This is a genomic window from Ilyomonas limi (assembly GCF_005233845.1).
GTDB lineage: Bacteria > Bacteroidota > Bacteroidia > Chitinophagales > Chitinophagaceae > Ilyomonas > Ilyomonas limi.
Genome location: NZ_SZQL01000015.1, coordinates 13,847 through 40,616, shown reverse-complemented (window position 1 = coordinate 40,616; position 26,770 = coordinate 13,847). Strand labels below are relative to the sequence as shown.

At 38.9% G+C, this 26,770-nt stretch carries 26 protein-coding genes; all 26 read right to left on the bottom strand.

Features of this window, described 5'->3' with window-relative positions; genetic code table 11:
• Positions 1-4 precede the first annotated feature (4 nt).
• Positions 5-4,276: a CusA/CzcA family heavy metal efflux RND transporter gene (locus FC093_RS17195; protein ID WP_240743344.1), complete on the bottom strand. Its 4,272-nt coding sequence runs from the start codon at positions 4,274-4,276 to the stop codon at positions 5-7.
• 137 nt (positions 4,277-4,413) lie between these two features.
• Positions 4,414-4,728, bottom strand: a complete 315-nt coding sequence (locus tag FC093_RS17190) for a DUF6660 family protein (protein WP_137263049.1) — start codon at positions 4,726-4,728, stop codon at positions 4,414-4,416.
• A 120-nt stretch (positions 4,729-4,848) separates the two neighbouring features.
• On the bottom strand, positions 4,849-5,070 hold the full coding sequence (locus FC093_RS24465; RefSeq protein ID WP_137263048.1) for a GDCCVxC domain-containing (seleno)protein: 222 nt from the start codon (positions 5,068-5,070) through the stop codon (positions 4,849-4,851).
• A 44-nt stretch (positions 5,071-5,114) separates the two neighbouring features.
• Positions 5,115-5,402 (bottom strand): hypothetical protein, encoded by a 288-nt coding sequence (locus tag FC093_RS17180; RefSeq protein ID WP_137263047.1) that lies wholly within the window; start codon positions 5,400-5,402, stop codon positions 5,115-5,117.
• 274 nt (positions 5,403-5,676) lie between these two features.
• Positions 5,677-6,255, bottom strand: a complete 579-nt coding sequence (locus tag FC093_RS17175; RefSeq protein WP_137263046.1) for a hypothetical protein — start codon at positions 6,253-6,255, stop codon at positions 5,677-5,679.
• 172 nt (positions 6,256-6,427) lie between these two features.
• Positions 6,428-7,201, bottom strand: coding sequence for a cytochrome c3 family protein (locus tag FC093_RS17170; RefSeq protein WP_137263045.1), 774 nt, complete (start codon positions 7,199-7,201; stop codon positions 6,428-6,430).
• Entirely contained in the window at positions 7,198-7,959 is a 762-nt protein-coding gene (locus FC093_RS17165) for a hypothetical protein (RefSeq protein ID WP_137263044.1), read from the bottom strand. The genes FC093_RS17170 and FC093_RS17165 overlap by 4 nt, the downstream gene beginning before the upstream one ends.
• A 5-nt stretch (positions 7,960-7,964) precedes the next feature.
• A complete protein-coding gene (locus tag FC093_RS17160) occupies positions 7,965-9,800 on the bottom strand; it encodes a 2Fe-2S iron-sulfur cluster-binding protein (protein ID WP_137263043.1) in 1,836 nt (611 codons plus the stop codon).
• A 125-nt stretch (positions 9,801-9,925) separates the two neighbouring features.
• Complete coding sequence (locus FC093_RS23825; protein WP_170971133.1) at positions 9,926-10,078, bottom strand: hypothetical protein; 153 nt, start codon at positions 10,076-10,078, stop codon at positions 9,926-9,928.
• Positions 10,079-10,827: 749 nt separating this feature from the next.
• A complete protein-coding gene (locus tag FC093_RS17155; RefSeq protein ID WP_137263042.1) occupies positions 10,828-11,193 on the bottom strand; it encodes a DUF1622 domain-containing protein in 366 nt (121 codons plus the stop codon).
• A gap of 83 nt (positions 11,194-11,276) precedes the next feature.
• Positions 11,277-12,488, bottom strand: a complete 1,212-nt coding sequence (locus tag FC093_RS17150) for a family 1 glycosylhydrolase (protein ID WP_137263041.1) — start codon at positions 12,486-12,488, stop codon at positions 11,277-11,279.
• A gap of 129 nt (positions 12,489-12,617) precedes the next feature.
• Positions 12,618-12,977, bottom strand: a complete 360-nt coding sequence (locus FC093_RS17145) for a DUF6799 domain-containing protein (protein ID WP_137263040.1) — start codon at positions 12,975-12,977, stop codon at positions 12,618-12,620.
• Between the two features lie 78 nt (positions 12,978-13,055).
• Positions 13,056-13,286: an SHOCT domain-containing protein gene (locus tag FC093_RS17140; RefSeq protein WP_137263039.1), complete on the bottom strand. Its 231-nt coding sequence runs from the start codon at positions 13,284-13,286 to the stop codon at positions 13,056-13,058.
• A 145-nt stretch (positions 13,287-13,431) separates the two neighbouring features.
• Positions 13,432-14,061, bottom strand: a complete 630-nt coding sequence (locus FC093_RS17135) for a hypothetical protein (RefSeq protein ID WP_206106606.1) — start codon at positions 14,059-14,061, stop codon at positions 13,432-13,434.
• A 98-nt stretch (positions 14,062-14,159) separates the two neighbouring features.
• Positions 14,160-14,471, bottom strand: a complete 312-nt coding sequence (locus FC093_RS17130) for a DUF6799 domain-containing protein (RefSeq protein ID WP_137263037.1) — start codon at positions 14,469-14,471, stop codon at positions 14,160-14,162.
• Between the two features lie 156 nt (positions 14,472-14,627).
• Positions 14,628-15,047, bottom strand: coding sequence for a hypothetical protein (locus FC093_RS17125; protein WP_137263036.1), 420 nt, complete (start codon positions 15,045-15,047; stop codon positions 14,628-14,630).
• Positions 15,048-15,124: 77 nt separating this feature from the next.
• Positions 15,125-15,634, bottom strand: a complete 510-nt coding sequence (locus FC093_RS17120; RefSeq protein WP_170971132.1) for a helix-turn-helix domain-containing protein — start codon at positions 15,632-15,634, stop codon at positions 15,125-15,127.
• A 111-nt stretch (positions 15,635-15,745) separates the two neighbouring features.
• Positions 15,746-16,144, bottom strand: coding sequence for a hypothetical protein (locus FC093_RS17115; protein WP_137263034.1), 399 nt, complete (start codon positions 16,142-16,144; stop codon positions 15,746-15,748).
• Between the two features lie 212 nt (positions 16,145-16,356).
• Complete coding sequence (locus FC093_RS17110; RefSeq protein ID WP_137263033.1) at positions 16,357-17,430, bottom strand: class I fructose-bisphosphate aldolase; 1,074 nt, start codon at positions 17,428-17,430, stop codon at positions 16,357-16,359.
• 23 nt (positions 17,431-17,453) lie between these two features.
• Positions 17,454-19,553 (bottom strand): copper-translocating P-type ATPase, encoded by a 2,100-nt coding sequence (locus tag FC093_RS17105; protein ID WP_137263032.1) that lies wholly within the window; start codon positions 19,551-19,553, stop codon positions 17,454-17,456.
• 112 nt (positions 19,554-19,665) lie between these two features.
• The gene (locus FC093_RS17100) at positions 19,666-20,271 is read right to left on the bottom strand and encodes a DUF305 domain-containing protein (RefSeq protein ID WP_137263031.1); all 606 of its coding nucleotides are present in this window, start codon (positions 20,269-20,271) and stop codon (positions 19,666-19,668) included.
• 328 nt (positions 20,272-20,599) lie between these two features.
• Positions 20,600-21,313, bottom strand: coding sequence for a DUF305 domain-containing protein (locus FC093_RS17095; RefSeq protein WP_137263030.1), 714 nt, complete (start codon positions 21,311-21,313; stop codon positions 20,600-20,602).
• Positions 21,314-21,498: 185 nt separating this feature from the next.
• On the bottom strand, positions 21,499-22,077 hold the full coding sequence (locus FC093_RS17090) for a helix-turn-helix domain-containing protein (protein WP_137263029.1): 579 nt from the start codon (positions 22,075-22,077) through the stop codon (positions 21,499-21,501).
• A gap of 87 nt (positions 22,078-22,164) precedes the next feature.
• Complete coding sequence (locus FC093_RS17085) at positions 22,165-23,106, bottom strand: DUF4396 domain-containing protein (protein WP_137263028.1); 942 nt, start codon at positions 23,104-23,106, stop codon at positions 22,165-22,167.
• Positions 23,107-23,122: 16 nt separating this feature from the next.
• Positions 23,123-25,450: a multicopper oxidase domain-containing protein gene (locus tag FC093_RS17080; protein ID WP_170971131.1), complete on the bottom strand. Its 2,328-nt coding sequence runs from the start codon at positions 25,448-25,450 to the stop codon at positions 23,123-23,125.
• Positions 25,451-25,497: 47 nt separating this feature from the next.
• Entirely contained in the window at positions 25,498-26,526 is a 1,029-nt protein-coding gene (locus FC093_RS17075) for a DUF2231 domain-containing protein (RefSeq protein ID WP_137263026.1), read from the bottom strand.
• Between the last annotated feature and the right edge of the window lie 244 nt (positions 26,527-26,770).

Sequence of the window (26,770 nt, the reverse complement as noted above, 5' to 3'; positions counted from 1 at the left end):
TGTGTTAACGGTTTAGATAAAAGTTTAACTGAATGGCTGATAGATTATACTGGTTCAGCACCTCTAAATAATTCTTCTGAATGTCTATCGCTTGAGACAGGAACTGAGTAAGTTCAGCAAAGCCTATTTCTCCACCACGATAAGCCAGATTGGAAGCCTTTATTATGCTTTCTGCCTGAGCTAAGCCCGTTTTTTCATAGTAGCTTAGTAGCTGCTCGTCTTTTAATAGCTGCTGGTAGGAATGATTGTAGCTTGTTAACAACGAAAGCCTTTGATAATCCAATGTACTTTGCTGAAAATTCTGTTCTAATTGCGCTGCCTTAATCCTGTTACGATACGTACTGCCGCCAAATAAAGGAACGCCCATCGTAACAGAAAAACCAGAATAAGGATTGGATAAGCCATATAAGCGTTGCGAGAAAAATCTTCCTTCAAAACTTGGTTTTCTGCCTTGCTGCTGCACACCCAATTCTGCCCTTGCGATACTTATGTTTTGCTGCTGTAGCTGCAGTTGCGGGTGGTTGTTTATGGTGCTGTCTAATAGCGAAACCTGCACTTTTTGCAGTAGGTTCAATTCAGGAAGGTAAGAGGTTGTTGTGTTCAACAGCCTTTTCAAGTTTTCCTGCTGTGCCTGTATATCCCTTACTAACAAGCTCAACTGCACCGTTGTTTCATTTGCTTTTGCTACTGCTGCAATACTGTCTAATCCTGCGCTTTCTCCTGTTTTTACCCTTAACACGGCTGCTTTTGCCAGGGAAGAGTAAATACTATCTAAACGCTGCCATAAAAATTGTTTGCTCTGTAGATACCAAAGTGTGTAATAGGTAGTTTGAACATCTCTCCTGATTTCCAATGCCCGTACCTGTTTTTCAATTTCTACTGACTTTACCTGCTGCTGTAACAGGTTTTTTCTTGCCCGGTAAACACTCAGCCATTCAATAGTTTGAGATAAGCCTATTTTTAAAATGCCTTTCGGGTCTTGTGGATTCATGTCTTCATTCTCTACAAAAACACCTGTCTTTGGAATATCCAGCCAGGTGCCCTGCAAGGTTCTGCTGCGCTGAATCTGAATATCGCTTGAAAGTAACTGCAGGTTGCTTTTTAGGGCGCTGTCGTAAGCTGCATGGAATGTAATGCGATTGCCAGTATTTATGTCCTGTGCAAAGGAGATTTGAGAAATTGCCAGTAAAGCCATAACAGTAACTACTTTAGGAATGGCTTTTTGCGCTTTTATTTTTGCTCCTGAAAAGAAAATATATAGCAATGGCAAAACTACTAATGTAAGTAAGGTGGCGGTAATCAATCCCCCAATTACTACGGTAGCTAAAGGCTTCTGCACTTCCGCACCTGCACCTGTTGAAATTGCCATTGGAAGGAAGCCTAATGATGCAACGGTCGCTGTCATCAGCACCGGGCGCAAACGAATACTGGTCCCTTCTTTCACTCGTTCAATAATGTTATTCCATCCCGCTTTTTCTAACTGGTTAAATGTGCCGATCAGAACAATACCGTTTAATACTGCCACGCCAAATAGCGCGATAAATCCTACTCCTGCGGAAATGCTGAACGGCATACCTCTTATTAAAAGGGCAAATACACCGCCGATTGCAGACATAGGAATAGCGGAAAAGATCAAAGTTGCCTGCTTCACGGAATGAAAAGTAAAATACAGCAGTATGAAGATTAAGAGCAACGCGGCAGGTACGGCTATGCTTAACCTTGCCGAAGCTGCTTCCAGATTCTCAAATGTTCCTCCATAAGTAAAATAATATCCTGTAGGCAGTTTGAATGATGCTAACTTTTGCTGTATCTCTTTTACTACCGATTGAACATCCCTTCCTTTTACATTAAAGCCAATCACAAGCCTGCGTTTAGCATCTTCCCGGCTTATTTGTGCCGGACCTTCCTTGAAGGCAACCGTTGCAACCTGGCTTAAGGGAATCTGCGAACCGTTGGCAGTAGGTATATACAGGTTGGCAACATCTTCTATGGAAGTCCGGTAAGTACTATCTAAGCGAACTACCAGATCAAATTTTCTTTCATTTTCATATACTACACCTGCTGCCTGACCTGCAAAAGCTGTACTGACTACCTGATTTACATCTTCTATGTTTAAGCCATAGTTGGCTATACGGCTTCTATCATAGGTAATAGTAACCTGCGGCAAGCCTTGTATTCTTTCTATCTGTGGCTCTGTAGCTCCTTTCACTGACTGAATAACTCTTGCCACCCTTGGAGCTAATGCGGTTAAGGTATCAATGTTTTCTCCAAATATCTTTATCGCAACATCCTGCTTTACACCAGTCATCAACTCATTAAACCGCATCTGTATGGGCTGCGTTGCCTCGCTTACTGCACCGGGAATAGCTTCTAATCTCTCCTGCATCATGGAAGCCAGTTCCTTATAATCATGTGTAGTGGTCCATTCTTCTTTTTCTTTCAGAACAACAATCAGATCTGTTGCTTCCGGTGGCATCGGGTCTGTCGGTATTTCTGCGGCTCCGGTTCTCCCGATTACCTGCTTTACCTCCGGGAACTGTTTTAAGATTCTGCTTGCCTGCATGGAAGTTTCAATGCTTTGGGAGAGGGAAGTACCCTGCGGCATAAAAAAAACAAATGCATAATCTCCTTCTTCCAACTGCGGAATGAACTCGCCGCCCATTCTGCTAAATACGATTATAGTAAGTATGGTTAATGCACCTGCAATAGTTACAACTATGTATTTTGTTTTGATGGCTGCTTCCAGCACAGGCTTATATAGTTTCTGCAAGAAATTCATCATTCTATCAGAAAAGGTAATTTTATGTGCAACCTTCTTTGATAAGAACAATGCAGACATCATGGGGATATAGGTAAGTGAAAGGATTAATGCCCCTAAAATGGCAAATCCTACGGTCTCCGCCATTGGTCGGAACATCTTACCTTCTATGCCCTGTAAGGTGAGAATAGGTATGTAAACAATCAATATGATGATTTCACCAAAAGCTGCACTGCTTCTAATGTTAGAGGCGGATTGAAAAACCTCTTCATCCATTTCTTTTTGAGTGAGTACCTGATTTTTTCTGCTTACAGCGATATGGTGCAGTGTTGCTTCAACAATAATTACTGCACCATCCACGATCAACCCAAAATCTATTGCTCCTAAACTCATCAGGTTGGCAGATACATCAAACACATTCATCAAGCCTAATGCAAACAATAAAGCCAGCGGAATGGCTGATGCCACGATTAAGCCTGCCCTTACATTTCCTAAAAAGATTACGAGCACAAAAAGGACTATTAAAGCCCCTTCGGTAAGATTTGTTTCTACCGTTGAAATGGCTCGGTTTACCAGGCTGGTTCTGTCTATATAAGGTTCTATTTCTACATCGGACGGCAGTGATTTTTTAATCGTTTCCATTTTGGCTTTCACACGGGAAACCACATCTGCACTGTTTGCGCCTTTCAGCATCATTACAATGCCACCTACTACTTCACTTTGCCCGTTTCTGGTCATTGCTCCATAGCGCACGGAATGACCAAAGCGAACATTGGCTATATCTCTTATTAAAACAGGGATGCCATTTACGTTTTTGACTACAATTCTCCCAATGTCATCTAAAGTAGAAACGACACCAATGCCCCGGATAAAATAGGCATTTGGGTTTTTCTCTATGTAAGCACCACCTGTATTCTGATTATTCTTTTCCAGTGCGGTAAAGATTTCAGGGATGGTAACATTCAGTGCTTTCAGGCGGTCGGGATCAACGCCTACTTCATACTGTTTCAGCATTCCGCCAAAGCTATTAACCTCTGCAATACCCGGAGTGCCGTAAAGCTGCCTTGCAACAATCCAGTCCTGCATAGTTCTCAGATCGCTTGCACTGTACTTACTTTCACTGCCTTTCTTTGGGTGAATAACATATTCATAAATCTGCCCTAAGCCTGTAGATAATGGAGCTAATTCCGGTTTTCCCAAGCCTGCCGGGATCTGGTCTTCTGCTTCCAGCAACCGTTCATTTATCAATTGCCGGGCAAAATAAATATCTACATTGTCTTTGAATACAACGGTAATTACTGAAAGCCCAAACCTTGAAATGGAGCGAACCTCTTCCAGATCGGGCAGGTTGGCTATACTTTGTTCTATGGGATAGGTAATTAACTGCTCTACCTCCTGACTTGCCAGCGTGGGAGCATTAGTAATGATCTGAACCTGATTATTTGTAATATCAGGCACGGCATCTATGGGAAGCCTTGTAGCACTCCAAATGCCCCAGGCAATGAGTGCTAATGTCATTACGCCAATGACAATTTTATTGTTTATACTGAATCTTATGATCCTGCTTAACATTACATAACCTTTCTAATGAGTGAACGAATAGGCGCACCATGCCTTGAAAGGGCACATGCATGCACATTAAAAAATAAAAAAGGCTATGATAATTGAGGAGGTTGCCAGATGGGCAGGGCTATTTTTATAGGTTCTGAGGGTAAAAAACTACCTGAAGGATTTGCCTCAAAAAATATTAAATAAGTAATTCTAACAATAGTATGATTGATAGGAAAACCTGTACAGCAAGCACATTGGCAGAAAGGAGAACAATCGTCACTTTTTGGACAGTCTTGCTGGTGATTTAATTCGGAGACTACAGCTTTTGCATTTTTATTTACAGCAGCAGTGACATCTGCACAGGGCATTACGCTCAGTGCCAGTACCATTACTGCCATTATAAAAGCAAAGATTTTCATCGGTCGCAAAGGTAAACGCTCTTTACTGTTAAACACAAAACAAAAAATGCTACCTTGTTGCAGAGCAAAAAGAAACCGTTTAGTAGATACTAAGTAAAATACCGAAGACTCAAGAAGTTACTAAGACTGTATACAACAACTTTTGTTCATTTGTATCGGTGGACATTTTACAGTGCCGTAGCTGCAAAATATACAACAATCACCTTGTTTTGGCTTTAACATAGTTTGGCAACTTGTGCACTTATAGAAGTATTGACAAGCATCTATAGGCATAGTTTCTTCCCTTTGAAAGCCACAATTAGGGCAAGTGACCGCTGATTGTAATGTTATTGATTTTTCCATTGTAAATTCTGCTCAATTGTAAGCTTAAAGGATTTTCACAAGTACTATCTCTGGCTCATAGTAGACAGTTGTAAGTATATAATTATCACAATCAAAAGTATCAAACATATCCATGCTGAAATCCATAACCACTTCGCAATCCCTAAACTCCTGCTGCTTTGCTCTTTCATTTGCATGATATACATGCCCCAGAAATGTAAAATACCTCCTGCAACAATGACCATACTAGAGTAGCTCGCTATAGTATTTGCAAATTTTGCACCTATCCCAAAACCTAAAATACCTGCACCCAAAGCTGATGCAGATTGAGCCAAACGAATATAATCTTTCATACTTGTAAGTATTATGATTTTAAATAAAACAAGGGTAAAATAATCCTGATTTAATCCCCGTTTATTCAATAAAGGATTTTAAAATTTAAGAATGTTCCTCTAACAGCCAGTTTAACTTATAGATGTGTAGTTCATTATCAATGTCAAACTGCATGTCTAAAGCTGCAGCATGAAACTTGGGATTGTTTGGAAACGCTGCTTTAAGATTTGCTCTTGTTAACGCCTGTGGAGCATTGGATGCATTAGTGCTAAAAATGCTTTGTATCTATACCTCTTATTTTATCGTTATCTGATAAATCCAGTTAATTTTATACACACTATGGTACTTATCATAGGCAGCTAATTCTGTGTTGTATTTAAATTTTCTGTCTATTTCATTAACGAACTTTTGATTTGCTGCATATGCTCTCTTTAGGTTTTTCTTAGTGAGCAACTGAACAGGTGAAGTAGCATTTATGCTGAAATAATAACTGGTGACATTTGTTAATCCCCTCGTCCGATTGGGAATGTGGCTGTAAATAAGAATTTGTTCTGCCGGGTTTAATAATAAAAGGTCTTTTTCGCCATTAAATCTGTAAATGTTGCCATTGCACATTTTATAACCGAAGAGGTCTTTCTTCATAAAATTGTAACTGCTGTCATTATGCTTTACAATTATGTATGGCTTATTGAAAAAATCATTTAGTTTTATTTTATGCTCTTCCGTTGCACAGTTAATGGCTAATGATAATTTTCCACTACTAAAGTCATTTCCATTGACATAAATACCACTGCTGTCATTTTGTGCTGCTACGCTTTCATTGAATGCTAATGAAAAGCTTAGTATTATCAATAAGAAATAAATATTTTTCATCTTTTATTATTAAAGTACATAATACCTTTCAAGCAGTTCTAAAATTAATACACTAAAGCTATTGTGTACCAAAGCATTATATCATGACTTCAGACATTAGAAAAGATGATACTCGTCATATATAAATAGTGTATTCATTTATTTTAACGCCCTTATGGTGATTAAAACTACTTCAATGATGCTTGTAATACCCAACTCCCTGTATGTCGTTCCATGATGTGGTTTTATGACATGAGTAGCATTGGCTCACAATAACGCCTTCACAACAACCGCTGCCCTTGTCATTGGGTCGGGCAGCTATTCTTTTTGAAATCATGTCAAAATGTTCCATGTAATGGCTGGGTGGCGCCTGATGACATTGGGCGCAGTCTATTGAATTCACAGATGGATGCTTGAATGCAGAAATTGTCCACTGCGTTGTTGCATGGCAGGAAGCGCAGTCTGGACCAAATAAACCTAAGTGTTTATCTTTTGTGCTATGGCAACTTGCACAATTAAGTTTTGATTCAAGAGACGAAATAAGCGCATTGTTTGCCGATACAATCCCGTCAGTCGGATCATTGGAATTGTTATCGGAAATCAACTTTTCGCCAATTTTTGCCAGTGCTGTATGATTCATTATAGTCAGGTTTGCATTAAAACCCTGATGCTCTACATGACATGAGGCGCAATTACCAATAGTTGCGTGAAATGAAGTTGGCTGACGCTGTAGTAAAGCTCTATTGTTTGCATGGCAACTGATACATTTCTCATCGGCCACCCCTTTAATAGCAGTGTGGCATGAGGCACAGTTTGTTTCTAACTGTGCATGAGCTCCAGACAATTTACCCGGACTTACTTGACTCTGCCAGTTAATGCTGTTTTTTGCGATAGCATCAGGCTTGATAACATAAAGAAATACCGAAACGGACAGTACAAGTAAAATTATTATACTGGCTTTTTTCATTTAAACCAATTTAAACCGTAATAAATACTTGCCCACACATGAATAAGTAATAAAAGATAAAAAGCAAAAGAGGTAATAATATGAAAGTTTAGCCAACGAGCAGTACGTCGTTTTGCTACTTCGTGTGTTTTTATTGCATATTCAAGATCAGCAATTGATTCTGCAAGCCGCACCGCACGGATAGATAATGGGGTCTTTGCTTCTATCAGAACATCTTCCGTTCCAAAAAAACTGTTGAATGCACGGCGTATAGAACCATGCGAAGCAGCATATGCTATTTCAGCACCTGGCTGCTGTGCTATTTCGCCAACAATTTTATTGTATTCATAAGCTAACAAATTCAGCATATCCTTTTTCTCGTGCAACTCTTTGGAGGAGTAAGCAAGAAAATACCTGCCAATAAAACCGCTTAAAACGGTCAACATCATCATTGTTGTAAGCCAAATTCCAAGATTACTTTCAAAGCGGTGACCTGTATGTAAAATCGCCAGAATAGAACCAATGATGCCAGTATAAATATGCCATGTTAGAAGTGTCCCTAATGAAATACGCTTTGTGATTTTTTCTTTGAACGCTTTAGTTCGCTTTGCTGCTGAATATAGGAGTGGTGGAATAACCATAAGCAAAGCGGCTATAACTGCCAGCACACCACCTGTAAAGCTGCCAGGAAAGCGCGGTGAGCGATGCACTAAAAAACCCAGCCATAAAATAAGCTGGAGCACAAGCAAGCCGCCAACGATAGTTCGTTCCTGTTTCATATTATTTACGCGTCAACCGAAACATCTTCGGTCGCTTTTGCCTGGCAAGCCAGAATTATATTATGGTTCTTATCATCGTTGGTTAGTGCATCCTCCACATCCATTTTTACTCTTCCCGCAAGCAGCCTGGTTTTACAAACTCCGCACGTACCAACCCGGCATGAATAATCAATGTTCACACCCACATCTTCAGAGGCTTCAAGTATTGTTTTTTGCGGCGGCAATACTGCGGTTTTCTTTGATCTGGCGAATGTGACAACTGCCGTTTTACCGGCTTCTTCAGGAGTGAGGGGTTCAGTCTTCGTTGGAGGTAGCTTACCGGCAAAAATTTCCGTTATAACATTCTCTTTAGGTACCTGCAGCTCTTCAAGCATTTCCTTTACTGCATCCATCATAGGTGGTGGACCGCAAATGTGAATTCGGCGGGAAATGATTTCAGGTACATGTTCATATAAAACTTCTTTAGAAATGCGCCCCTTGATAAATGCATTTTTGGAATTATCCTCCACTTCATTTAGGATAATGAAAACGTGCAGATTGGGAAATCGCTTTTGAAGATATTCAATTTCTTCCCGGAAAATAATATTGTCTTCGTCCTTGCAGCTAAAGAAAAAATAAATATCACCCTTCCATGAGCGGTCTGTAAGGTAGCGAATGACACTCATCATAGGCGTTACTCCTACACCGCCGGCAATCAGTACAATACTGTCTGCTTCCTGCCCCGTAAAAGTGAATTTGCCGGATGGTCCGGTGAGTTGAAGCAAGTCCCCTTCATGTACTTGTGTATGCAAATAATGCGATACCGTTCCTTTTTCTTCGTGCTTTACCGTGATTTCACAGCAATCCCTTAGTGTTGGAGACGAAGCAATGGTGTACGAACGCTTGACAGGAACTCCATTAGCACTTACAGTTACAGTAACAAATTGCCCCGGCAAGTAATTGAAAGGAAGCTTACCACTTGCAGGATCTGTTAAACGAAAGGTTTTGACAGTTGGTGTTTCTACAAAAATTCCAGCTACTTTTAGATTACCCGACCAGGAATTTGATTTTGACGGAGCAATATCAGGATTGACTTCAACCGGTTCATTTTTAATACCTGTAAATGCTGTAGGAGGCAGCGCTTCACCCGGTAGAGGTATATTTTCAGTGGAGCTTCCTGCTAATCTTACCACCAGCGCATTAGCCCGTTTCATCTTATGGAAATACATCAAAATCATTGTAATAGCAAATAAGGCAAACAGCGCCATGATCATGTAATGAAACCATGAAAGCCCAAAAAATCCATGTGGCTGCTTTGTTTCTGGTTGTGAAAGATTCATCTCCTGTTTGAACCATTGCAAAGCAGTGTTACGGAGGTCTTTATATCCGGATAACGCCTGCTGAGCCGCAAGCCCGCTCTGAAACAGAGATTGACCAAGCCGGATTTGCTCGTTCGCTTCCTGGATTTCTGTAGCATTTTGATTTCGGACAGCAGCTTTTAATTTTTCTAGTCCCGAAGACATTAAAGCTTCTCCTTTGTTCACTCTTTCTTTTGCTAATCGTTTAATTTCATCCATTTTTTCCGGTGTCATATCTGGCACCTGCATCATAGAAGGATACAGCTCCCTTTTAGGCGGCACCCCCATTTCCTCCATCATCTCACCCATTCCGCTCATGCCTCCTTTACCGGCATTGTTAGCGCCTGAGGTCATTGAACCAGTTGAATCAGCCATAGACGATTGCTGTTGTTGCGGATGATGCTTTGCATGTTCATCGGGCGTTTGGGCAATAGTGGAAAATGGCGCAGTAATGAATACTGCCCATGAAACAAGGATGGAAATAAAAACGTGAAAACACTTCATTATAAAGATTATTACTTGTAAGAACGAAGAAAGACAAGTGATGAATCATTTAAGGACATGGAGCTATGGAGAACTACATTTCTTATCTTTTATTAGTTGGTATTTTGGCATAGTGTCTTTGTTCATTAAATCAGCTTGTTGTCTTGCATTTTACCAGTGCTCTTGTCCATCATGTTTATACCCTTATCCATTATTGCTATGCTTCTTTGTATCACAGCGTAGTCGTTGTCGTGTCGTGCATTATCCATTAACTCTTTGATGGAATTTACCATTTCCATTCCCCGGTGTCAGCACTATTATTCCCGGTATAGTTGACGAAGAATGAACCAAACGCTATAATGAAAAGAAAGTAATTTTTGGTCTCGTTGTCATTTTTTCTCTTATAATTGAAATCTCACCCGAAGCTAAAATTTTTTTAATTCTATAAAAATAGATGTGTTCATAGTTGTATTTTTGTTTATAGTTAACCGCTTTAAAGTCTTAGATTTACTTAACTTTCCTTACTAGTGCCTTCCATGATGCATGATATCCATATTATGGTGAGTGCTGTCCATACCTCGTCTGTCATCACCCATTCCTTAGCTTTCGCCTTCCCCTCCCTGGTTATTTGGTTGAACAAATACAGTATCGGTTTTATTTTTACTACCATCTGAGCTGTTACTACCATTGCAGCCGGCAATGAAAAACGATGCAAATGCAATAAAGACTATGCAAATAATTTTTGTTTAATTCCTCAATATTTCTTCCATGTTATTTTGCTTTTCTGGAGTTATGAAAAAACCACATCAAGTCTCCAAAAATAAAAACGAGCAGAATGGCGCTCAGAAGAATTTGGGTTCCCGAGAAAGAGTAATTGCCAGAGGAATTCCCGTTGTGGTTACCCACTCCCTTATCCTGACCTATTGCCACTACACTTAAGGTAATGACAGCAACCAGGCTCACTATTTTTTCATGTATAAGATTCGCCGCTTCCAGCACTTTGCTGCTGGTTGTTGATTAAAGAATCATAAGCATTTTATTATACTTCTTAACCACTCTGGAGATCGGGCTTATTTGATTTGATACTTGCCAGTTCTTTCAGCAAAAAGAAATTTATTATTGATCTTATTCCAACAATCATTGCTAACACATACAACTCTTTTAAAACAGGATTATGTATAGTGTGGATAATATCGGCAGCTAAGGTAAAATCGAGTCCCAGTAATAGGTACGCACCGAGTTTGTGTCTTATAACTTCACTGCCATTAGCTAACTTTGGGTTTACTATTTTATCTTTTTCAAATATCAATAGACTGAATATCGTTATAAGAATACCCCATATAATAATAATACTCCCCGCTATGCTGATGCCTATAGCTATATAATTAAATGCATCCATTATGCCTGTGACCATACCTCGTTTTATTTTTACTTTTCTGAAAACAATCAAGATGATATAATGGCGGCGGTAATCATGGTGTTACCTTCCTTTTGCAGCTAAAAATTATATATGTTCAAACCATAACATTCAGATGTCAGTACTTCCTGCCACTTACTTATAAGTGACCTGTATGCTTCACCTACCGGCCTTATCTGCCGGTCTAAATCATATAAGCCAAACTTATTAACCTGGCTATTATTCTCGCGTAATGCTGTATCCCAATCAACTTGGTCAGTAAGGCTATACCAGGTAAAACCTATAATAGGTACACCATCTTGCTTAAGCCGATATACATTCGCCCATTCTTTTTGCAGCCAGCTTACGGCCTGTGGTTCTGAAATATTAGTTTCTGTGTGCATAACAGGTAAGCGGTAACGGCTAAAATACTGATGCGTGATAGCATAATATCCAAATATTTCCCCTGAATTGCTGATGCTTCCGTCATGATGAACCATGTGCTCATTAGATAAATAATAATCGTTTCCCATCACACAATGCTTTTTTATCATATTTGTGCTGAACCATTCATATTCTTTCCGGGTCATGCAATTATCCATTAAATAGTTATAGATTAAAGCTGAAACAGGATGCCCGTAAGTCAGGTCAAAGGATAAAAAACGTTTTTCGTTTAAAAATGCTGCTCTCTCCAAACAGCACTCATTAGGTTCTTCTGCATGAAAGTATTCTGTAGTCTCACTTTGGATAAAAATAGCCCTTGGCTGAACTTTAAGAATGGCATGCATAGCCATTACGTTGGCTTTGCATAAATTTCTAAGGGCTGTAACAAAAGCTTTATCACTTGTGAGGCGCTCATTCCACCATCCTAATAAAGCAGAAAAAGTAGCTGTTACATGAATTTCATTAACAGGTGTATAAAACTGCAAGTAGGGAAAACGTTCAGCAAAGGCTTGGGCATATTCTGCGAAGTAATAAGGCCACTCTGAATTTTGAAAGTTTTCAATCCAATCGGGTACTCCAAAATGGCAAAGATCAACGATAGGCGTTATGCCAAGCTCTTTGATTGCAGCAAATGTTTTATCAGTAAAGTCCCAATCATATTTACCTGGACCAGTATGCGTAGCGTAATAAGAAGGACCATATCGCAAAAATTCAATTCCCAATTCTTTTACAAGGTAAAAATCATCTTTCCAGAATGTATAGTGCCCAGCCTTTTGCATCTCATCCACGCGAAAGATCTTTCCATTAGGTAGCTGGATAGTGGGATAACTGTTTTCTATACCTGTAGCAAATATAAATTTGTTTAGCATCGGACTGGGTAATACCCTTTTTAAATGTAGCAGACCTTTCCTTTGTTGCTGCATCCTGTTAAGAATAAAACTGTTGTAACAAAACAAGTAATAGCCACAGTTTAGTAGCTCTTACTTTTAATGATTACTTTACATTTTCATCTTACCCATTTTCATCTTTGGCATCTTGCCCATCTTCCCATCCATGTATATCATATCACCCTCTTTCATCTGCATGGTTGAACCGTCTTTCATTTTGCACATTCCATTTTTCATTACCTCAGTGCCGTTGCTTAATGTCGTGTCTTTGTTCATAAGCATTGTTTTACCATTTTTCATCATCTGCATCTTGCCGCCCATCATCATGATGTGGTCTTTCTTCATATCCATCTGCTCGCCCATTTTTCCCATTGCAGAATCTTTTTTGTCCATTTTTTCCATGTGGTCTTCCTGGGCAAATACACCTAAACTTAATGTTAAGGCTGTAAGCAAAATCAGTAGCTTTTTCATATATACAAGTTTGTGGCTTCCACAGCTAAGCTGATGGTTACCGGTTAAAAATCGTTTGATATTTATATTTAAATATGTTCAGTTTTGTTCTACTAAATCATTTTCAAGAATTTTTTTCTTCTCCTGATATTCTTCAGTAGTGATTTGACCGGAAGCGAATCGCTTCTGTAAAATGTCAAGTGGTGACTCCTTCTTCTTGCGCTGACCAGGGATATCATAAGGGGTTGCGAAAATCCAGAAGATTAGTATCATCCAGACGAGCCACCAGAACAGGTGCATTCCCCAGAATTGATAATTATTATTGAACATAATTTATGATTTTTAAATTTTTTAGATAATTATTAAAGCTCATTATTGTAGAGTCTTAAAACATTTTAATGTTAAACAACTTCTTGAATTGTATCTTATAGTTTTATGGATACGATGCTTTGAGATTTGCTTTTGTTGGAGAAAACTACATATCGTCATCTTTCATTGGTTGGTCTTTTGGCATAGTGTCTTTTTTCATTGAGTCAGTTTGCATTGCCCCCATTTTCATCATATTGTCCTGCATTTTATTTGCACCCTTGTCAGTCATATTCATACCCTTGTCCATCATGTCCATTCCTTTATCCATCATATCCATATTCATACCTTTCTGTGCTGCACTATCCACCATTCCTTTGCCCATGTTCATCATATCCATTCCCTTATCCATCATATCCATTCCTTCATGCATGTGCATGTCTTCCATTTTCACGGATGTATCCTTTCCCATCATCTCTTTGCCCATATTCATCATTTCCATTCCCTTATCCATCATTGTAATGCCTCTTTGCATCATAGCTTTGTCGTTGTCGTGTTGTCCATTATCCATTAGCTCTTTGCCGGAATTCACCATTTCCATTCCCTGATGAATCATGTTCATACCTTCGTGAGCACCATCATGTCTGGCATTTATTTGCTTTGCAGAATCTGTTGATTTACTTTGGGTTACAGAGTCAATAAACTTGTTGGCGTCGGCTTTATTATTATTGGAGTTGCAGGCTGCTATTACAGCAGTTATAATCGCAATGATAATTAACGACATAATTTTGTGTTTCATAACATTCATTTTAGATTTCTAATAATCATTGTACTCTTTCAAAGAGTCAAAATAATGTTTACATCTATGCTTGACTTTGTATAAATAGGTTCAATGGATTACATTTTGCCCATCTTTCCATTCATATATATCATATCTCCATCTTTCATCCTCATTACTTTTCCATCTTTCGTTTTTACTTTTCCGTCTCTCATAACAACTGTACCATCGCCCAGTTTAATGTCTTTGTCCATCATTGTTGATTTTCCACTTTTTATTATCATCATCTTACCACTCATCATCATAATGTGGTCTGTACTATGGTCAGTTTGTTCCGTTTTACTTTCTGTTTTTTTGTTTAGTCTATCGGCTTGGGCAATTACAACAATGCATATAGTTAACGCAATAATTAAAGTAAGTAATTTCTTCATATATTAAATTTTAATATCTTTTCAATCTTCGCTGGTGTTACTACTGCCTGTATCCAATAGTACCTTCAGGACTCTAATCATTTAAACAAAACAATATTGTCAGTAATTATAAAAGCTTTTAGGAGTTGCCTGATTTTCAGGCAACTCCTAAAAGCCTTATTTAGCCTTGCAAATTGCCATTTTATCCATTGCTCCACTCTGGCAGCATACCACGTCATCATTTTTCTTTACACTCTTTTCATGTTTTACTGCCTTAGTACTGTGGCTTACTGCCATATCTTTTTTTACCACTTGGGTTTTCCCATTGTTAACTGTTGCAGATTTAGGTTTGCTTTTCATTGCCATTGCAGGAGTATTCACGGGGCCCATTGCTGCCGATTTGCTATCCATCTTTATAACACTGTCTTTACCAGGTTTGGCAATAACCGGCTTGCTCTTCACTGTTTTACCAGGAGGTTGTACATGACTGTTGTGATTCGCCTTCTCAGCCATTTTTTTACTCTTTCCGCATTGCGCAAAAGCGCTTGAACTTAAAGTAAGAACTGCTACTACAAATAAAATCATAAGTTTTATCATACATTAATATTTGTGTTCAAAACTCGTAATAAGTCTATTCGTTATTGTTAGTTGAGATGAGTAAAATGTTTGAAATTTTAACCTGTCAATCTATTGAGATGAACTCTTGCCGGCGTTGGATCCTGCTTAAACATTAATGGAGTTTTTCCGGTAGCTTTTTTGAACTGTGTGGAAAATGTTTGAGAACAGCTATAACCCAGTGAGTAGGCGACATCGGCGATATTAACATCATTCTGCAAAAGAAGTTCTTTAGCTTTCTCAATCTTTAATAAAAGTAAGTACTGTTCTATGGTCATTTTTTCACTTTCTGAAAAAAGCCTGCTTAAGTAATGATATTTAAGCCCCACATACTGTTCAACATAAGCCGAAGCTTTTCTTCGCTCATTTTGTTGTAAGACATTATTCAGATACTCAAAAAGCGCAGTTTTAATTTTAATAATTGTAGTCTCTTTTAGAGATCCTGCAATAAAAAAACCTTTCGTTAAAAGCTTTTCATTTAGCGATCTGTTTTCATCAGCATTCAATGTTCCTTTTATAACTACTTCTCCAAGTGAAACTGATTTAACCGGATAATTAGCTTCACTCATTAATTGCTTCACTGCGGCTATGCAGCTTGTGCAACACATGTTCACAATATACAATTTTGTGTACTTGAGCATATTGATAAAGCTAATGTGGTTGTTTAAATGGATTTATGATTAATGCGAATGCTCCTGCAACAGCCAGTTTAGCTTATACATCTTATGATATGTGTCATAGTTGTGCAATTCTTCATCAGACCTGAAGGTGGCATCAATAGCCTCATGGAAAGGGTGGTTATCAGGAAAGGCTTTCTTTACATTGTCCTTTGTTAAGGGCTGCAGCACATCAGAAGATGCAGTAGTAAAGAAATAAGCAGGTGCATACTTTTCTGTCTCTTTAGGAGAATGTGCACGATGCTGATACTTGTAAATAGTTATTGCACCTTCTTTGTTGAGTACAGTATAGCCTCTGTTTTTTGTAGCTGATGCAGCAGTAATAGGTTCCTTTTGTGCGTTTACCTGATTGAAAGAAAGTAAGCAAAACATTGTTACAATCAGTACGGATAGCTTTCTCATAATTAACTCTTTTGTGTATTGATTTAATACACTAAAAGTATTCTGTGCCAAACGCTTTAATCATGACTGGAATCAATAGAAAAGATGATATTCGTCAGCTGAAGGTTTTGCTGCAAACAAAAATTGTGCTTTAATTTCCGATAGGGTATTAAATTCTTAATTGCTGGTTAGTGGGATTTTCTTATTTAAAAATGATCATTCTCTATTCCTAATTATGCAATATCAATATCCTTACACAAATACACATCCTGTATAGCTTGCAACAGCATCACACCTTCTTCAAACGGACGCTGAAAAGCTTTTCTTCCCGAAATAAGTCCCATACCGCCAGCCCGTTTGTTGATGACGGCTGTTCGTATAGCTTCCCTCATGTCGGAAACTCCGGCAGAAGCTCCACCCGAATTAATAAGCCCTATTCTTCCATTATAACAGTTCAACACCTGGTAGCGGCATAAATCAACGGGATGATCGGAGGTAAGCTTGCTGTACATGCGCTCGTCCAATTTTCCATAGTTGCTGCTTCCCATATTCAAGGCTTTGTAACCACCATTATTTTCCGGGAGTTTTTGTTTGATAATGTCTGCCTGTATTGTTACTCCTATATGGTTTGCCTGACCGGTTAAATCTGCTGCTACGTGATAGTCTTTACCACCAACTTTGAAAGCATCATTGCGCAAATAACACCACAGTATAGTTGCCATTCCAAGGCTATGTGCTTCTTCAAATGCTTTGGATGCTTCTATAATCTGCCGGTCAGCATTGGAAGAGCCAAAATAAATGGTTGCCCCTACCGCCACTGCTCCCAGATTCCATGCATCCCGCACGGAACCAAACATAATCTGATCATACTTGTTGGGATATGTCAATAGTTCATTGTGGTTAATTTTTACTATAAACGGAATCTTATGTGCATACTTACGAGACATTAGCGCCATTCCTCCAAAAGTGGTTGCCACGCCATTGCAGCCACCCTCAATGGCAAGGCGAACAATGTTCTCCGGATCAAAGTAAATAGGGTTGGATGCAAAAGAAGCACCTGCACTGTGCTCTATTCCCTGATCAACGGGCAGGATAGACAAATAGCCGGTGTGCGCCAGCCGGCCAAAATTGTATAGTTGGGCAAGGCTCCTGAGCGTTTGTGCATTTCTGTTTGATAGTGCAAAATTGTAATCTATAAAATCAGGTGATGGCAGATGTAGATATTCTTTAGAAACTGCTGCGCTTTTAAAAGATAAAAGTGATTGTGCTTCATCACCTAATATTTCGGATATTTTATCTATTGTCATAATGTGCTCCTTTAGTGTAAAAACTACTGTTTAAAATCTCTCTTCAATAATTGCGCATTAAATGCTACAATAACGGTACTCAAACTCATCAGCACAGCACCCATTGCAGGACTTAATACAAAGCGTGGATATAACACACCGGCAGCAAGGGGAATGGCAATGAGGTTGTATCCTACTGCCCAAAACAAATTCTGAATCATTTTGCGGTAGGTAGCCCTGCCAAAGGCAATCATATTAGCTACATCTTTAGGGTCGCTGTTTACCAAAATTATATCGGCGGTTTCGGCTGCCACATCTGTTCCGCTGCCTACTGCTATCCCCACATCTGCTTGCGCCAACGCTGGTGCATCATTTACGCCGTCACCAGTCATCGCCACCACTTCACCTTTGATTTGGTACTCTTTCAGCTTTTCCTGTTTTTGATGCGGAAGCACGTTTGCTAAATAACCATCCATTCCTAATTTGCCTGCAACAGAGGCTGCAATTTTTTCGTTATCGCCTGTAAGTAGAAAAGATTTTATGTGCATCTCCTTTAACTCCTGAATAGCAGCAGCAGCACTTTCTCTTATGGTATCAGCCAGTGTAATAATGCCCGCCAGCTCCCCCCCAATCAACACAAAGCTTACGGTTTCGGTGTTCTGATCCACTTCAGTTGGTATTGGAGGTAATGGTAAATTTTTTTGTTTGAAATAGTTAGGACCACCAACTACTACTTCTTTACCACTGACAGTAGCACTTACGCCTACTCCCTGCTCATACCTGAAGTTTTCAGATTTCCAAAGCGGAAGCCCTTTTACTTTCAGCTTTCGCAACATACCGCGGGCTATATAATGCTCGGAGCTTTGCTGGGCAGCAGCAGCATATTGCAATACCTCATCGGAGGTATAAGCATTATTGATAGCAATCACTTTTTGCACTTCGTGAGAGCCTTTGGTGAGAGTGCCGGTTTTATCAAAAATAATAGTCGTTAGCTTGCGGGCATTTTCAAACGCAGTTCTGTTTCTGATTAACAGACCGCTTACGGCTGCTCTGGTAGTAGAAATGGCAACTACTAAGGGAATAGCCACACCCAGCGCATGCGGACACGAAGTAACCATTACTGTTACAAGCCGTTCTAAAGCAGCGGCTAAATCACCTTCCTTGCTGTACCAGAAAATAAAGGTCGCTATCCCTACCAGAATGGAGATGATGGTTAACCATTTTGCAACACGATCTGCCAAATTTTGCGTATTGGATTTTGCACTTTGTGCAGATTGAACGAGGTTGATGACCTTATTAAGATAGCTATCTTCACCAGCTCCGGTCACTACAGCTCTGATAGAACCATCGCCATTTAATGAGCCAGCAATCAGCTTTGCATCCTTTTCTTTTTTTACCGGCACGCTTTCGCCCGTAAGCATGCTTTCATTCACGTAAGATGTACCATCAATTACCATAGCATCGGCAGGTACTTTTTCGCCAGGTTTTACTACAATTACATCCTCCTTTTTCAGTTCTTTTAAATCAATATCTTTTACTTCGCCATTTCGTTCTACATGCACTTCGGAAGGCAACAACGCAACGAGGGATTGTAGGGCATTAGAAGCTGCCATTTGTGAGCGCATTTCCAGCCAGTGCCCCAGTAGCATAATATCTATCAGGGTTGCAAGCTCCCAAAAGAAGTCCATACCCTGCAGCCCGAAAGCTACTGCCACACTATACACATAAGCTACAGAAATAGCTAAGGCAACAAGCGTCATCATTCCAATATTGCCATACTTGATTTCCCTTACCATGCCGGTAAGAAAAGGTGAGCCGCCATAAAAATAAATGATGGTTCCTAATGCAAGCAATACGTAGTTTTTACCCGTAAAGTTGATATGAAAGTTAAACCAGTGCTGAATCATTTCAGAAAGCAACAACACGGGAATGGTAAGTAATAGACAAATCCAGAATCGGTTTAAGAAATCTTCCGTATGGTGCCCGGCATGTTTATCGTGCATGTTGCCCTCTGCAGCCTTACCTTCCTGCTCCATTGTATGGTGGTGCTCATTTGAGTGCTGTTGAGCTTCTTGCTTCATTGCAGCAGTGGATGCCTCTGCATGTTCATTGTGCTGATGATGTTGGTGATGTGATTGTTCCATGTTTTTACATTAGTTTATTATTAAGGTTTGCCACATCAGTTCCATTGCAATTTCTTCGGCTGTTGCATTTTCATAAGAAATGCACAAATAATATTTGCTCCTGCAAGAGTATCTATCTTTTATTATCAATCAACCAGTTGGACAGCTCTAATATTTCGGTATTCTCTAAATCAATAATTTCATGCGCTATTGTTCGGATAGAAGAATCAGTACCATAATTTAAATAGGAATTACAAGTTGCTATTATAAGTTGCAGATGAGGTATCATTAATGTAGCATAATCATTGTCAACATCTCCGGTAATTAATTGAGTGTCAGCAACTTTTGACATTACTTCTAAATTTTCCGTTAGCTCGGCTTTGAATGCAGAATCGCTATTATAAACAGTGATTGAGCTTAAGTCAATTGAATCATACAAGAGTACATGCAGGTTCAGAAATCGATTTTCTGCTATTTGCATTAATTCATTGTTCTTGTTCTCGTGAAATAGTGCGCCAGACATATTTCCACCATGATGAAGAACTTTCATAACACTTATAAAATCTAATTCCAAGCCATTTGAGAACGAAATTGTATCTACATCATTCATCATATCGTGTAACGATGCCATTGTTTCGTTCTCATCATGCGATTGTAAATTCAGTTTGCCATCCTCTTTAGTACAAGACAAAATAGTAAATGAACTAATTAAGATTGATAGTAAAAGGATATTTTTCATACCTATTCTTCTTTCGTGATTATTTTATGAAAAGCTGTAAAATTTATTTTTAATGGTTCTTTCTTCTGAAAGATTCTTAAGGTCTGTAATCGTTCCGATTTGGGCTTACTCTTACTAAGATTCATCACATGTTATCATGCTGTATTTTTCGTAGCTCCATCTTCTTATTGCTAATCCATATCCTAAATTTTCAATTTTAGAGCACCTTAAAATTAAGTAATCGGTCTTAAAGATCAGCATTCTTTACAAGTAGGATGGAAAATAAGGAAGAGACAACAAATAAATGTTGCCTCTTCCTTTTTAATATTAACATTCAGGTAGTTAATGACTACTTTGAACCGACATGCTGTTTAACAAATCTACCAAGTTCCACTATTTCTTTAGCCTGTTCTTTGATAATCATGCTCGCTTCGCTTAATGTAGCGTGATCTCTTCCCCATTTCAGTTCAACTTCCGACATACCTAAAGCACCTGCATGGTGAGCCATCATCTGGCTGGCAAAATCTACATCCACATTTTTTATATTGGAAGCTTTGTTCATGCCCATCATCATTACCTGCATAGACTTATCCAATTGTTTCATGAACATCATGCACTCCATTTCAGAAAGTGGATGATGCGTTGGATTAGTAGCCAGGTAAGCTTGCAATCTGTGTTTACTTTCCATATTACCTTCTCTGGTTTCGTGTGCTATAGCTTTTGCTTCCGCGTCATGACCATACATTATTTCTGCATCTGCCATCTGAATACCTGCCTCATGATGCATAATCATCATGTGGGCAAAGTCAATATCCGGGTCGCAGGTCATATGCATACTGTTCATCTGCTGCATCATGTTCATCATGATATGCATGGCTGCTGAATCAAAAGCCATATCTGCATCTATGTTAGGCATTTGGTCAACTGCTTGTGCAGTGCCGGACTGCGTTAAGGTCTGCTGCTCTGGACCGGCTGCCTGTTCTTTCTGGCAGCTTGCAAGCAAAAAAATGCCACTCACCAAGGCTATGGCAGTGGTTCTGAAAAATAAAATTGGGCTTTGCATAAGGTGTGATTTGTTATAGTTAGAAAATAAAGACACTATTGCAATTGAGTAAAAGACAGCTATTAATAATTAAATTTTGAAATTTCCTCCTAAGCTGTAATACCAGCCATACTCCTGCATTTTTTAATTACAAATACCAAACCTTTATCTTAACATTTTTATACAATTATGGGGAAATTGTATATCTAAACACTTATTTTAGAGGTAACATTGTCAATTGATCTTCTATCCTTGAATCCATATTTTTTTATATCTCTGGGTGAATACCCCGTCATCTTTTTGAACTGCATTGAAAAATGCTGGCAACTACTGTAGCCTAAGCTTGTTGCAATTTCTTTTTTAGTCATTTGCCTGTACAGCAACAGTTCTTTGGCTTTTTCAATCTTTTGCAGAATGAAATACTTCTCAACCGTATCGCCTTCCACCTCCGAAAATATTTTTGTTAAAGTAGAATAGTCTTTTAGAAGGTTGCTTTTGAGGTAAGTGCTTAACAAAAAATGTGGTTCTATAGAACTGCTTTGAACTTTTTGAATAATCAGTGTTTTTATCTTATCCACTATTTGCTGATTTGGTTCGGAGAGTAATTCAAAGCCTATTTTTGATAAAGCTTCATTCAACTTTTGGAACTGTTCTTCATTTGGCTTTCCATACAACTCTACTTCTCCTAAAAAAACAGATTTCGCCTTTAATCCCAACTGCTCAAGCAACTGTTTAACTGCTATTATACATCTTGGGCAGACCATGTTTTTAATAAAGAGCCTCATATACAACATTTGTGGATTAAAACCTTTCTCAATTAAAGTATTTAAATGATTTTAGTACTGTACTTTTTGATTTACACTCATAAACTTTTACATTTTTTTATTCATCTTCATTGGTCGGTTATCTTGTGGTTTCATAGAAAAATCACCCCAGTAACCTGCTGCTGAAATACCTATTGCTAATACGATTATTGAAATTATGGCAACAGTAATTTTTGTTTTTAAAGAAACGTAACTGTTCATATCCATTCTTTTCATATTATCACCAGTTTTAGCAGCATGCATACTATGGTTAACACCTTTATCAGTTGCTTTCATATCCATTCCCGGCATGTCCATACCCATTTTATTTTCATTATTTTCTTTAGCACCACCTTTGCCTAATACTCTTTCTGTACCCATTCCATGTTTTAATTTATTCTTTACCATCCACCAGTTTACAGGTATTGCGAGCACACCACCCACCAATGATGCAAGCGACATAATACCCCAAAAACGTAGTGATTTAACTTCCATATTTCGCATATCACCAGTCATTAAAATAATCATTACCGGTATCATTCCTGCCATTACAAAATTCATGGACATCCATTCCGGATACCAGGTTTTACGAACGGCTTCTGCATAGCTTCCTCCCAACATATCCTTCATAAAAAGAGACTGGAAGATGAATAGCCCGAAAGCGAAGCCGGCGATGTATTCAAGTATACTGTCTATACCCATAGGTAAATTGAGTAATGCGGTAATAAAAGCTACCACTATCACTCCTGTTGCATCGCCTGCCATGCAGTGTATGGTTGAGCCGACGGTTTGTTTCCAGAGAGGAGCGACAAACTTTTCATGTGTGCCGGGCGAGGGTTCACGGCAGGATAAAATATAAGTGATTAATCCGAAAATTCCTGTGTATAAAGTTACCACTACCCAACCCCATTTCATTACTTTCATTTCGGGGGTTCGTACCATTAAGTCGTAGGCAACATAAGCCACAGATACTGCTGTTAATATAAACCAGATGACAAGGAATGTTTGCATTGCTTTCTACTTTGAATCAATAATGAAGGGTTAGTCCCGCACCCCACTTATAGTCGCTATCGTAATTGGTGCTAATGGAAAAATACCGGCTGAACTGGTAACGAAAGCCTACTGTATATTCTTTATCTGTATTCACCCGCAAGTCGGCAAAGAAATTATTACTTAATGCTAAGTCTCTTCTTTCAAGCTGCAAACGCAAGCGTCCGGTATTATCTATTCTCCATTCTGAACGCACCAGCATGGGTAGCAGATAATAAAACCCTGCATCAAATACATTACGGTTATCTGTTGAATTGGGTTTTGAGTACTCGGGATGAGTTCTGTTTCTTCGGTAATCATACCCTATAAAGGCAGCTAAATACTGCTGCTTGTCTAAATAGCGAAGCAAATGGTTTTCCGCTTCCACATCCCCTTTGTAGGTGGCGCGGCTTTCTATTTCTAAGGCATTTTTGTTATTAGAAAAGTTGAACTGCCCCCACACACCCTGTGAGTGAACAGAAATATCTGCCCACGGATATATCTTCCTGTCTTCTCTTTTTAACTCTTTGTATCCTGTTTGTGCAAATTCATTTTTCTCACTGCCTTCATAGCTCACTACTCTTGCCATACCGCTCACCATGTGGAACAAATTATGACAATGAAAAAACCAGTCTTTTTCTTCATTTGCGTAAAATTCAATAGTAACAGTCTCCATTGGTTTAATGTCAAATGTGTGTTTCATTGGCGAGTATTCACCCTGTGCATTTACGAAACGGAAAAAGTGACCATGCAGGTGCATCGGGTGCCGCATCATAGTAGTATTGGTCAATATCATACGGACATTTTCTCCATGATGGATAAGAATATTATCAGACTCGGAAAGAGTTTTATTATCAAAAGACCAGATATAGCGAAGCATATTGCCCGTTAAGGTGAGCTTAATCTCGTGGATTTTTTTTGTTGAGTCTAAAGTAGTTGGATTGATGCTTCTCAACATATCATAATTTAGTTTGATGCCTTCTGGTCCCATGCCAGGCATAAACATTCCGGGCATGTTACCGCCGGATTGCATATTGCTTCCGTTCATGTCCATGCCTTCCATTCCTGCATTATCCTTTTTATTCATATCCATTCCCGGCATGTCCATGCCTTGTGTGTTGTTCTTGTTAGCTGTGTCTTTTTTGTCGTTCATGTTCATTCCCTTCATATCCCCGCCACCCATATTCATTCCCTTCATGTCTTTCATGCCCTTCATGTTCATGCCGCCGCCACTCATATTCATATTACTCATCATGCTGTTCATTTCCCGCATCATAGCAAAGTAGTTAAGCTTAGGCAGCGACGGTGCATTTACCTCCGGTCCGTTTCCCAGAAAAACAGAACCATACCCTGTTATATCCCAGGAGGTAGCCCTGAACTCATAAGCAGCGGTATCTTCGGGCATCTTAATAAGAACGTCATAAGTCTCGGCAGTTGCAAGTTCAATTTTATCAACCATTAAGGGCATTACATTAATGCCATCGGCAGATACAACCTGCATTTGCCCCCCTGCAAACTGAATGGTAAAATAAGAAGAAGAGCCACCGTTTATAACCCTAAGTTTTATAATTTCCCCAGGCTTTGCATCTTTAAAATAATTCTTATCCTTTCCATTAATAAGGAACCGGTTGTAATACACATCTGCCACATCCATTGGTGTCATCCTTTTCCATTCCTGATGCAGTTTGTCTTTGAGATAACCGGCAGCAATGGCTTCGCCGTAGCTCTGCAAAGCACCTTTCTTAATGGAATACCATTCTGCGCCTTTTTTAAGGTAGCGTTGAATCTCACGCGGTTTTTCATTAGACCAGTCGGACAATACAAGCACATATTCTTTCATCTTTGGTTCATCTGGTCTTTTGATAACAATAGAACCATAAAGACCAGCTTGTTCTTGCAGCATGGTGTGAGAGTGATACCAGAATGTGCCGCTTTGTTTGATGGGGAAAGTAAAAGTATGAATAGTGCCCGGCTTGATAGGGGCTGTGTTTAAATAAGGCACTCCATCTTCAGAATTGGGTACGAGTACACCATGCCAATGCACAGAAGTTTCTTCTTTCATAGTATTGTGTACCCTGATAATAGCGGTATCGCCCTGGGTAAAATATAAGGATGGAGCAGGTATGGAGCCATTTACTGCGATGGCTTTTCTTTTTTTGCCGGTGTAGTTAACCATCGTATCGGCAATGTATAAATCATACTCTACTCTTTTGCCTTGATATTTGGAAGGTAGCTTATTACTTTCACCAGCAGTTTTTGTTCCACCTGTTTGTGCAAATAAAAGAGTACTAAAAAAGCAGGTTCCTATAACAGCTATATATCTCATATTCATTTTCATCTTTCCCTGTATTAAATGGTAGTTGAAGTACTTTACTATTTATCCCTTTTAGCAGAATCAGTTCTTTCCCTTGCAGGATTATTATCATAGGGTTTGGATGAATCAATGAGTTTCATGCTTTTCATGCCCTTCATGTTACCCATATCTTTCATATTCATTGAAGAATCCATGCCCGGCATATCCTTCATGTTGTTCATTCCCTTCATATCATTCATACTGTTTTTTTTACCGGATGTATCCATACCCGGCATGTTCTTCATATTGTCCATGTCTTTCATGTTATCCATGCCTTTCATATCTTTCATCTTGTTTTTATCCGACTTATCCATTCCCGGCATATCTTTCATGTTATCCATACCTTTCATGTCTTTAATTCCCTTCATGTCTTTCATATTGTTTTTGTTATCCTTTTTGCCCATACCCGGCATGTTTTTCATGTTATCCATGTTATCCATGCCATTCATATCCATTGAAGAATCCATGCCCTTCATGGTATCCATAGAAGGCATATTATTCATGCCCGGCATACTATCGCTCATCTTCTTTGCAGAATCCATTTTCATATTGCCCATATCCATAGTACCGTTTTCCATATTCTTTTCATCTTCCTCCGTACCTAAATATTTACCCATAGGACCCACACCTTCTACATGTGTAAGCCTTGCACCATGATGACCTGCTACGGAAAGAAATATAGCTGATATAATTGCGGCTATTAACACTATTACATCAAAAGAGCGACGGTTGATTTTATAAAAATCACCTATGCCTTTTAATAGTAAAGTACCACCTGCCATCCATAAAGTATATTGTGCGTACTTTTCATGCGCTTTAAATAGGATCAAGGCTGATTTAGGTGCATCCGGCGAAATCATTGCATGAAATAAAGTGCTTGCTGCCCATGCAGAAAAGAAACCTCCTGCCATAATAAACAAGGCAGTCCAGCGTATCTGTACCCAATTTGGTTTCCAGATAACAATAGCCTGAAAAGGAACAGCAAGCAGTAATAGCACTATAGGAAAGTGAATAGCCAAAGGATGGAGTGAAGGATAGTCTTTGAACATAAAGAATGTTTAATTTCTTAACTGGATTATAGCGATTCAGGTATTACTGGTTTATTAAGTTTTAAGTTCCGTGCTTTTTAAAATTTAAAAATGAAAAGCACTTAATAACTTTCAATTCCAAACACTTCTGATTTTTTCAACTGCTTTATAAAACTCAATTGTATGATTCTCTATTCTACTGGAAGGATGTACAGATTATAAGCTATGTAAAAAAGTTCTATTTCAATTAATAAAAGATGCAGGT

Excerpts from the sequence above, each read along its gene's own strand:
- FC093_RS23825 (WP_170971133.1), bottom strand. The coding sequence starts at position 10,078 with ATGGAAATGGTAAATTCCATCAAAGAGTTAATGGATAATGCACGACAC.
- FC093_RS17115 (WP_137263034.1), bottom strand. The coding sequence starts at position 16,144 with ATGAGAAAGCTATCCGTACTGATTGTAACAATGTTTTGCTTACTTTCT.
- FC093_RS17195 (WP_240743344.1), bottom strand. The coding sequence starts at position 4,276 with ATGACATTAGCACTCATTGCCTGGGGCATTTGGAGTGCTACAAGGCTT.
- FC093_RS17085 (WP_137263028.1), bottom strand. The coding sequence starts at position 23,106 with ATGCAAACATTCCTTGTCATCTGGTTTATATTAACAGCAGTATCTGTG.
- FC093_RS17155 (WP_137263042.1), bottom strand. The coding sequence starts at position 11,193 with ATGGTCACAGGCATAATGGATGCATTTAATTATATAGCTATAGGCATC.
- FC093_RS17075 (WP_137263026.1), bottom strand. The coding sequence starts at position 26,526 with ATGTTCAAAGACTATCCTTCACTCCATCCTTTGGCTATTCACTTTCCT.
- FC093_RS17090 (WP_137263029.1), bottom strand. The coding sequence starts at position 22,077 with ATGAGGCTCTTTATTAAAAACATGGTCTGCCCAAGATGTATAATAGCA.
- FC093_RS17135 (WP_206106606.1), bottom strand. The coding sequence starts at position 14,061 with ATGAAACACAAAATTATGTCGTTAATTATCATTGCGATTATAACTGCT.
- FC093_RS17165 (WP_137263044.1), bottom strand. The coding sequence starts at position 7,959 with ATGAAACAGGAACGAACTATCGTTGGCGGCTTGCTTGTGCTCCAGCTT.
- FC093_RS17095 (WP_137263030.1), bottom strand. The coding sequence starts at position 21,313 with ATGCAAAGCCCAATTTTATTTTTCAGAACCACTGCCATAGCCTTGGTG.
- FC093_RS17145 (WP_137263040.1), bottom strand. The coding sequence starts at position 12,977 with ATGAAAAAGCTACTGATTTTGCTTACAGCCTTAACATTAAGTTTAGGT.
- FC093_RS17140 (WP_137263039.1), bottom strand. The coding sequence starts at position 13,286 with ATGTTCAATAATAATTATCAATTCTGGGGAATGCACCTGTTCTGGTGG.
- FC093_RS17150 (WP_137263041.1), bottom strand. The coding sequence starts at position 12,488 with ATGCTAAACAAATTTATATTTGCTACAGGTATAGAAAACAGTTATCCC.
- FC093_RS17190 (WP_137263049.1), bottom strand. The coding sequence starts at position 4,728 with ATGAAAATCTTTGCTTTTATAATGGCAGTAATGGTACTGGCACTGAGC.
- FC093_RS17120 (WP_170971132.1), bottom strand. The coding sequence starts at position 15,634 with ATGAGTGAAGCTAATTATCCGGTTAAATCAGTTTCACTTGGAGAAGTA.
- FC093_RS17105 (WP_137263032.1), bottom strand. The coding sequence starts at position 19,553 with ATGGAACAATCACATCACCAACATCATCAGCACAATGAACATGCAGAG.
- FC093_RS17170 (WP_137263045.1), bottom strand. The coding sequence starts at position 7,201 with ATGAAAAAAGCCAGTATAATAATTTTACTTGTACTGTCCGTTTCGGTA.
- FC093_RS17080 (WP_170971131.1), bottom strand. The coding sequence starts at position 25,450 with ATGAGATATATAGCTGTTATAGGAACCTGCTTTTTTAGTACTCTTTTA.
- FC093_RS17180 (WP_137263047.1), bottom strand. The coding sequence starts at position 5,402 with ATGAAAGATTATATTCGTTTGGCTCAATCTGCATCAGCTTTGGGTGCA.
- FC093_RS24465 (WP_137263048.1), bottom strand. The coding sequence starts at position 5,070 with ATGGAAAAATCAATAACATTACAATCAGCGGTCACTTGCCCTAATTGT.
- FC093_RS17100 (WP_137263031.1), bottom strand. The coding sequence starts at position 20,271 with ATGAAAAATATCCTTTTACTATCAATCTTAATTAGTTCATTTACTATT.
- FC093_RS17130 (WP_137263037.1), bottom strand. The coding sequence starts at position 14,471 with ATGAAGAAATTACTTACTTTAATTATTGCGTTAACTATATGCATTGTT.
- FC093_RS17110 (WP_137263033.1), bottom strand. The coding sequence starts at position 17,430 with ATGACAATAGATAAAATATCCGAAATATTAGGTGATGAAGCACAATCA.
- FC093_RS17160 (WP_137263043.1), bottom strand. The coding sequence starts at position 9,800 with ATGAAGTGTTTTCACGTTTTTATTTCCATCCTTGTTTCATGGGCAGTA.
- FC093_RS17125 (WP_137263036.1), bottom strand. The coding sequence starts at position 15,047 with ATGATAAAACTTATGATTTTATTTGTAGTAGCAGTTCTTACTTTAAGT.
- FC093_RS17175 (WP_137263046.1), bottom strand. The coding sequence starts at position 6,255 with ATGAAAAATATTTATTTCTTATTGATAATACTAAGCTTTTCATTAGCA.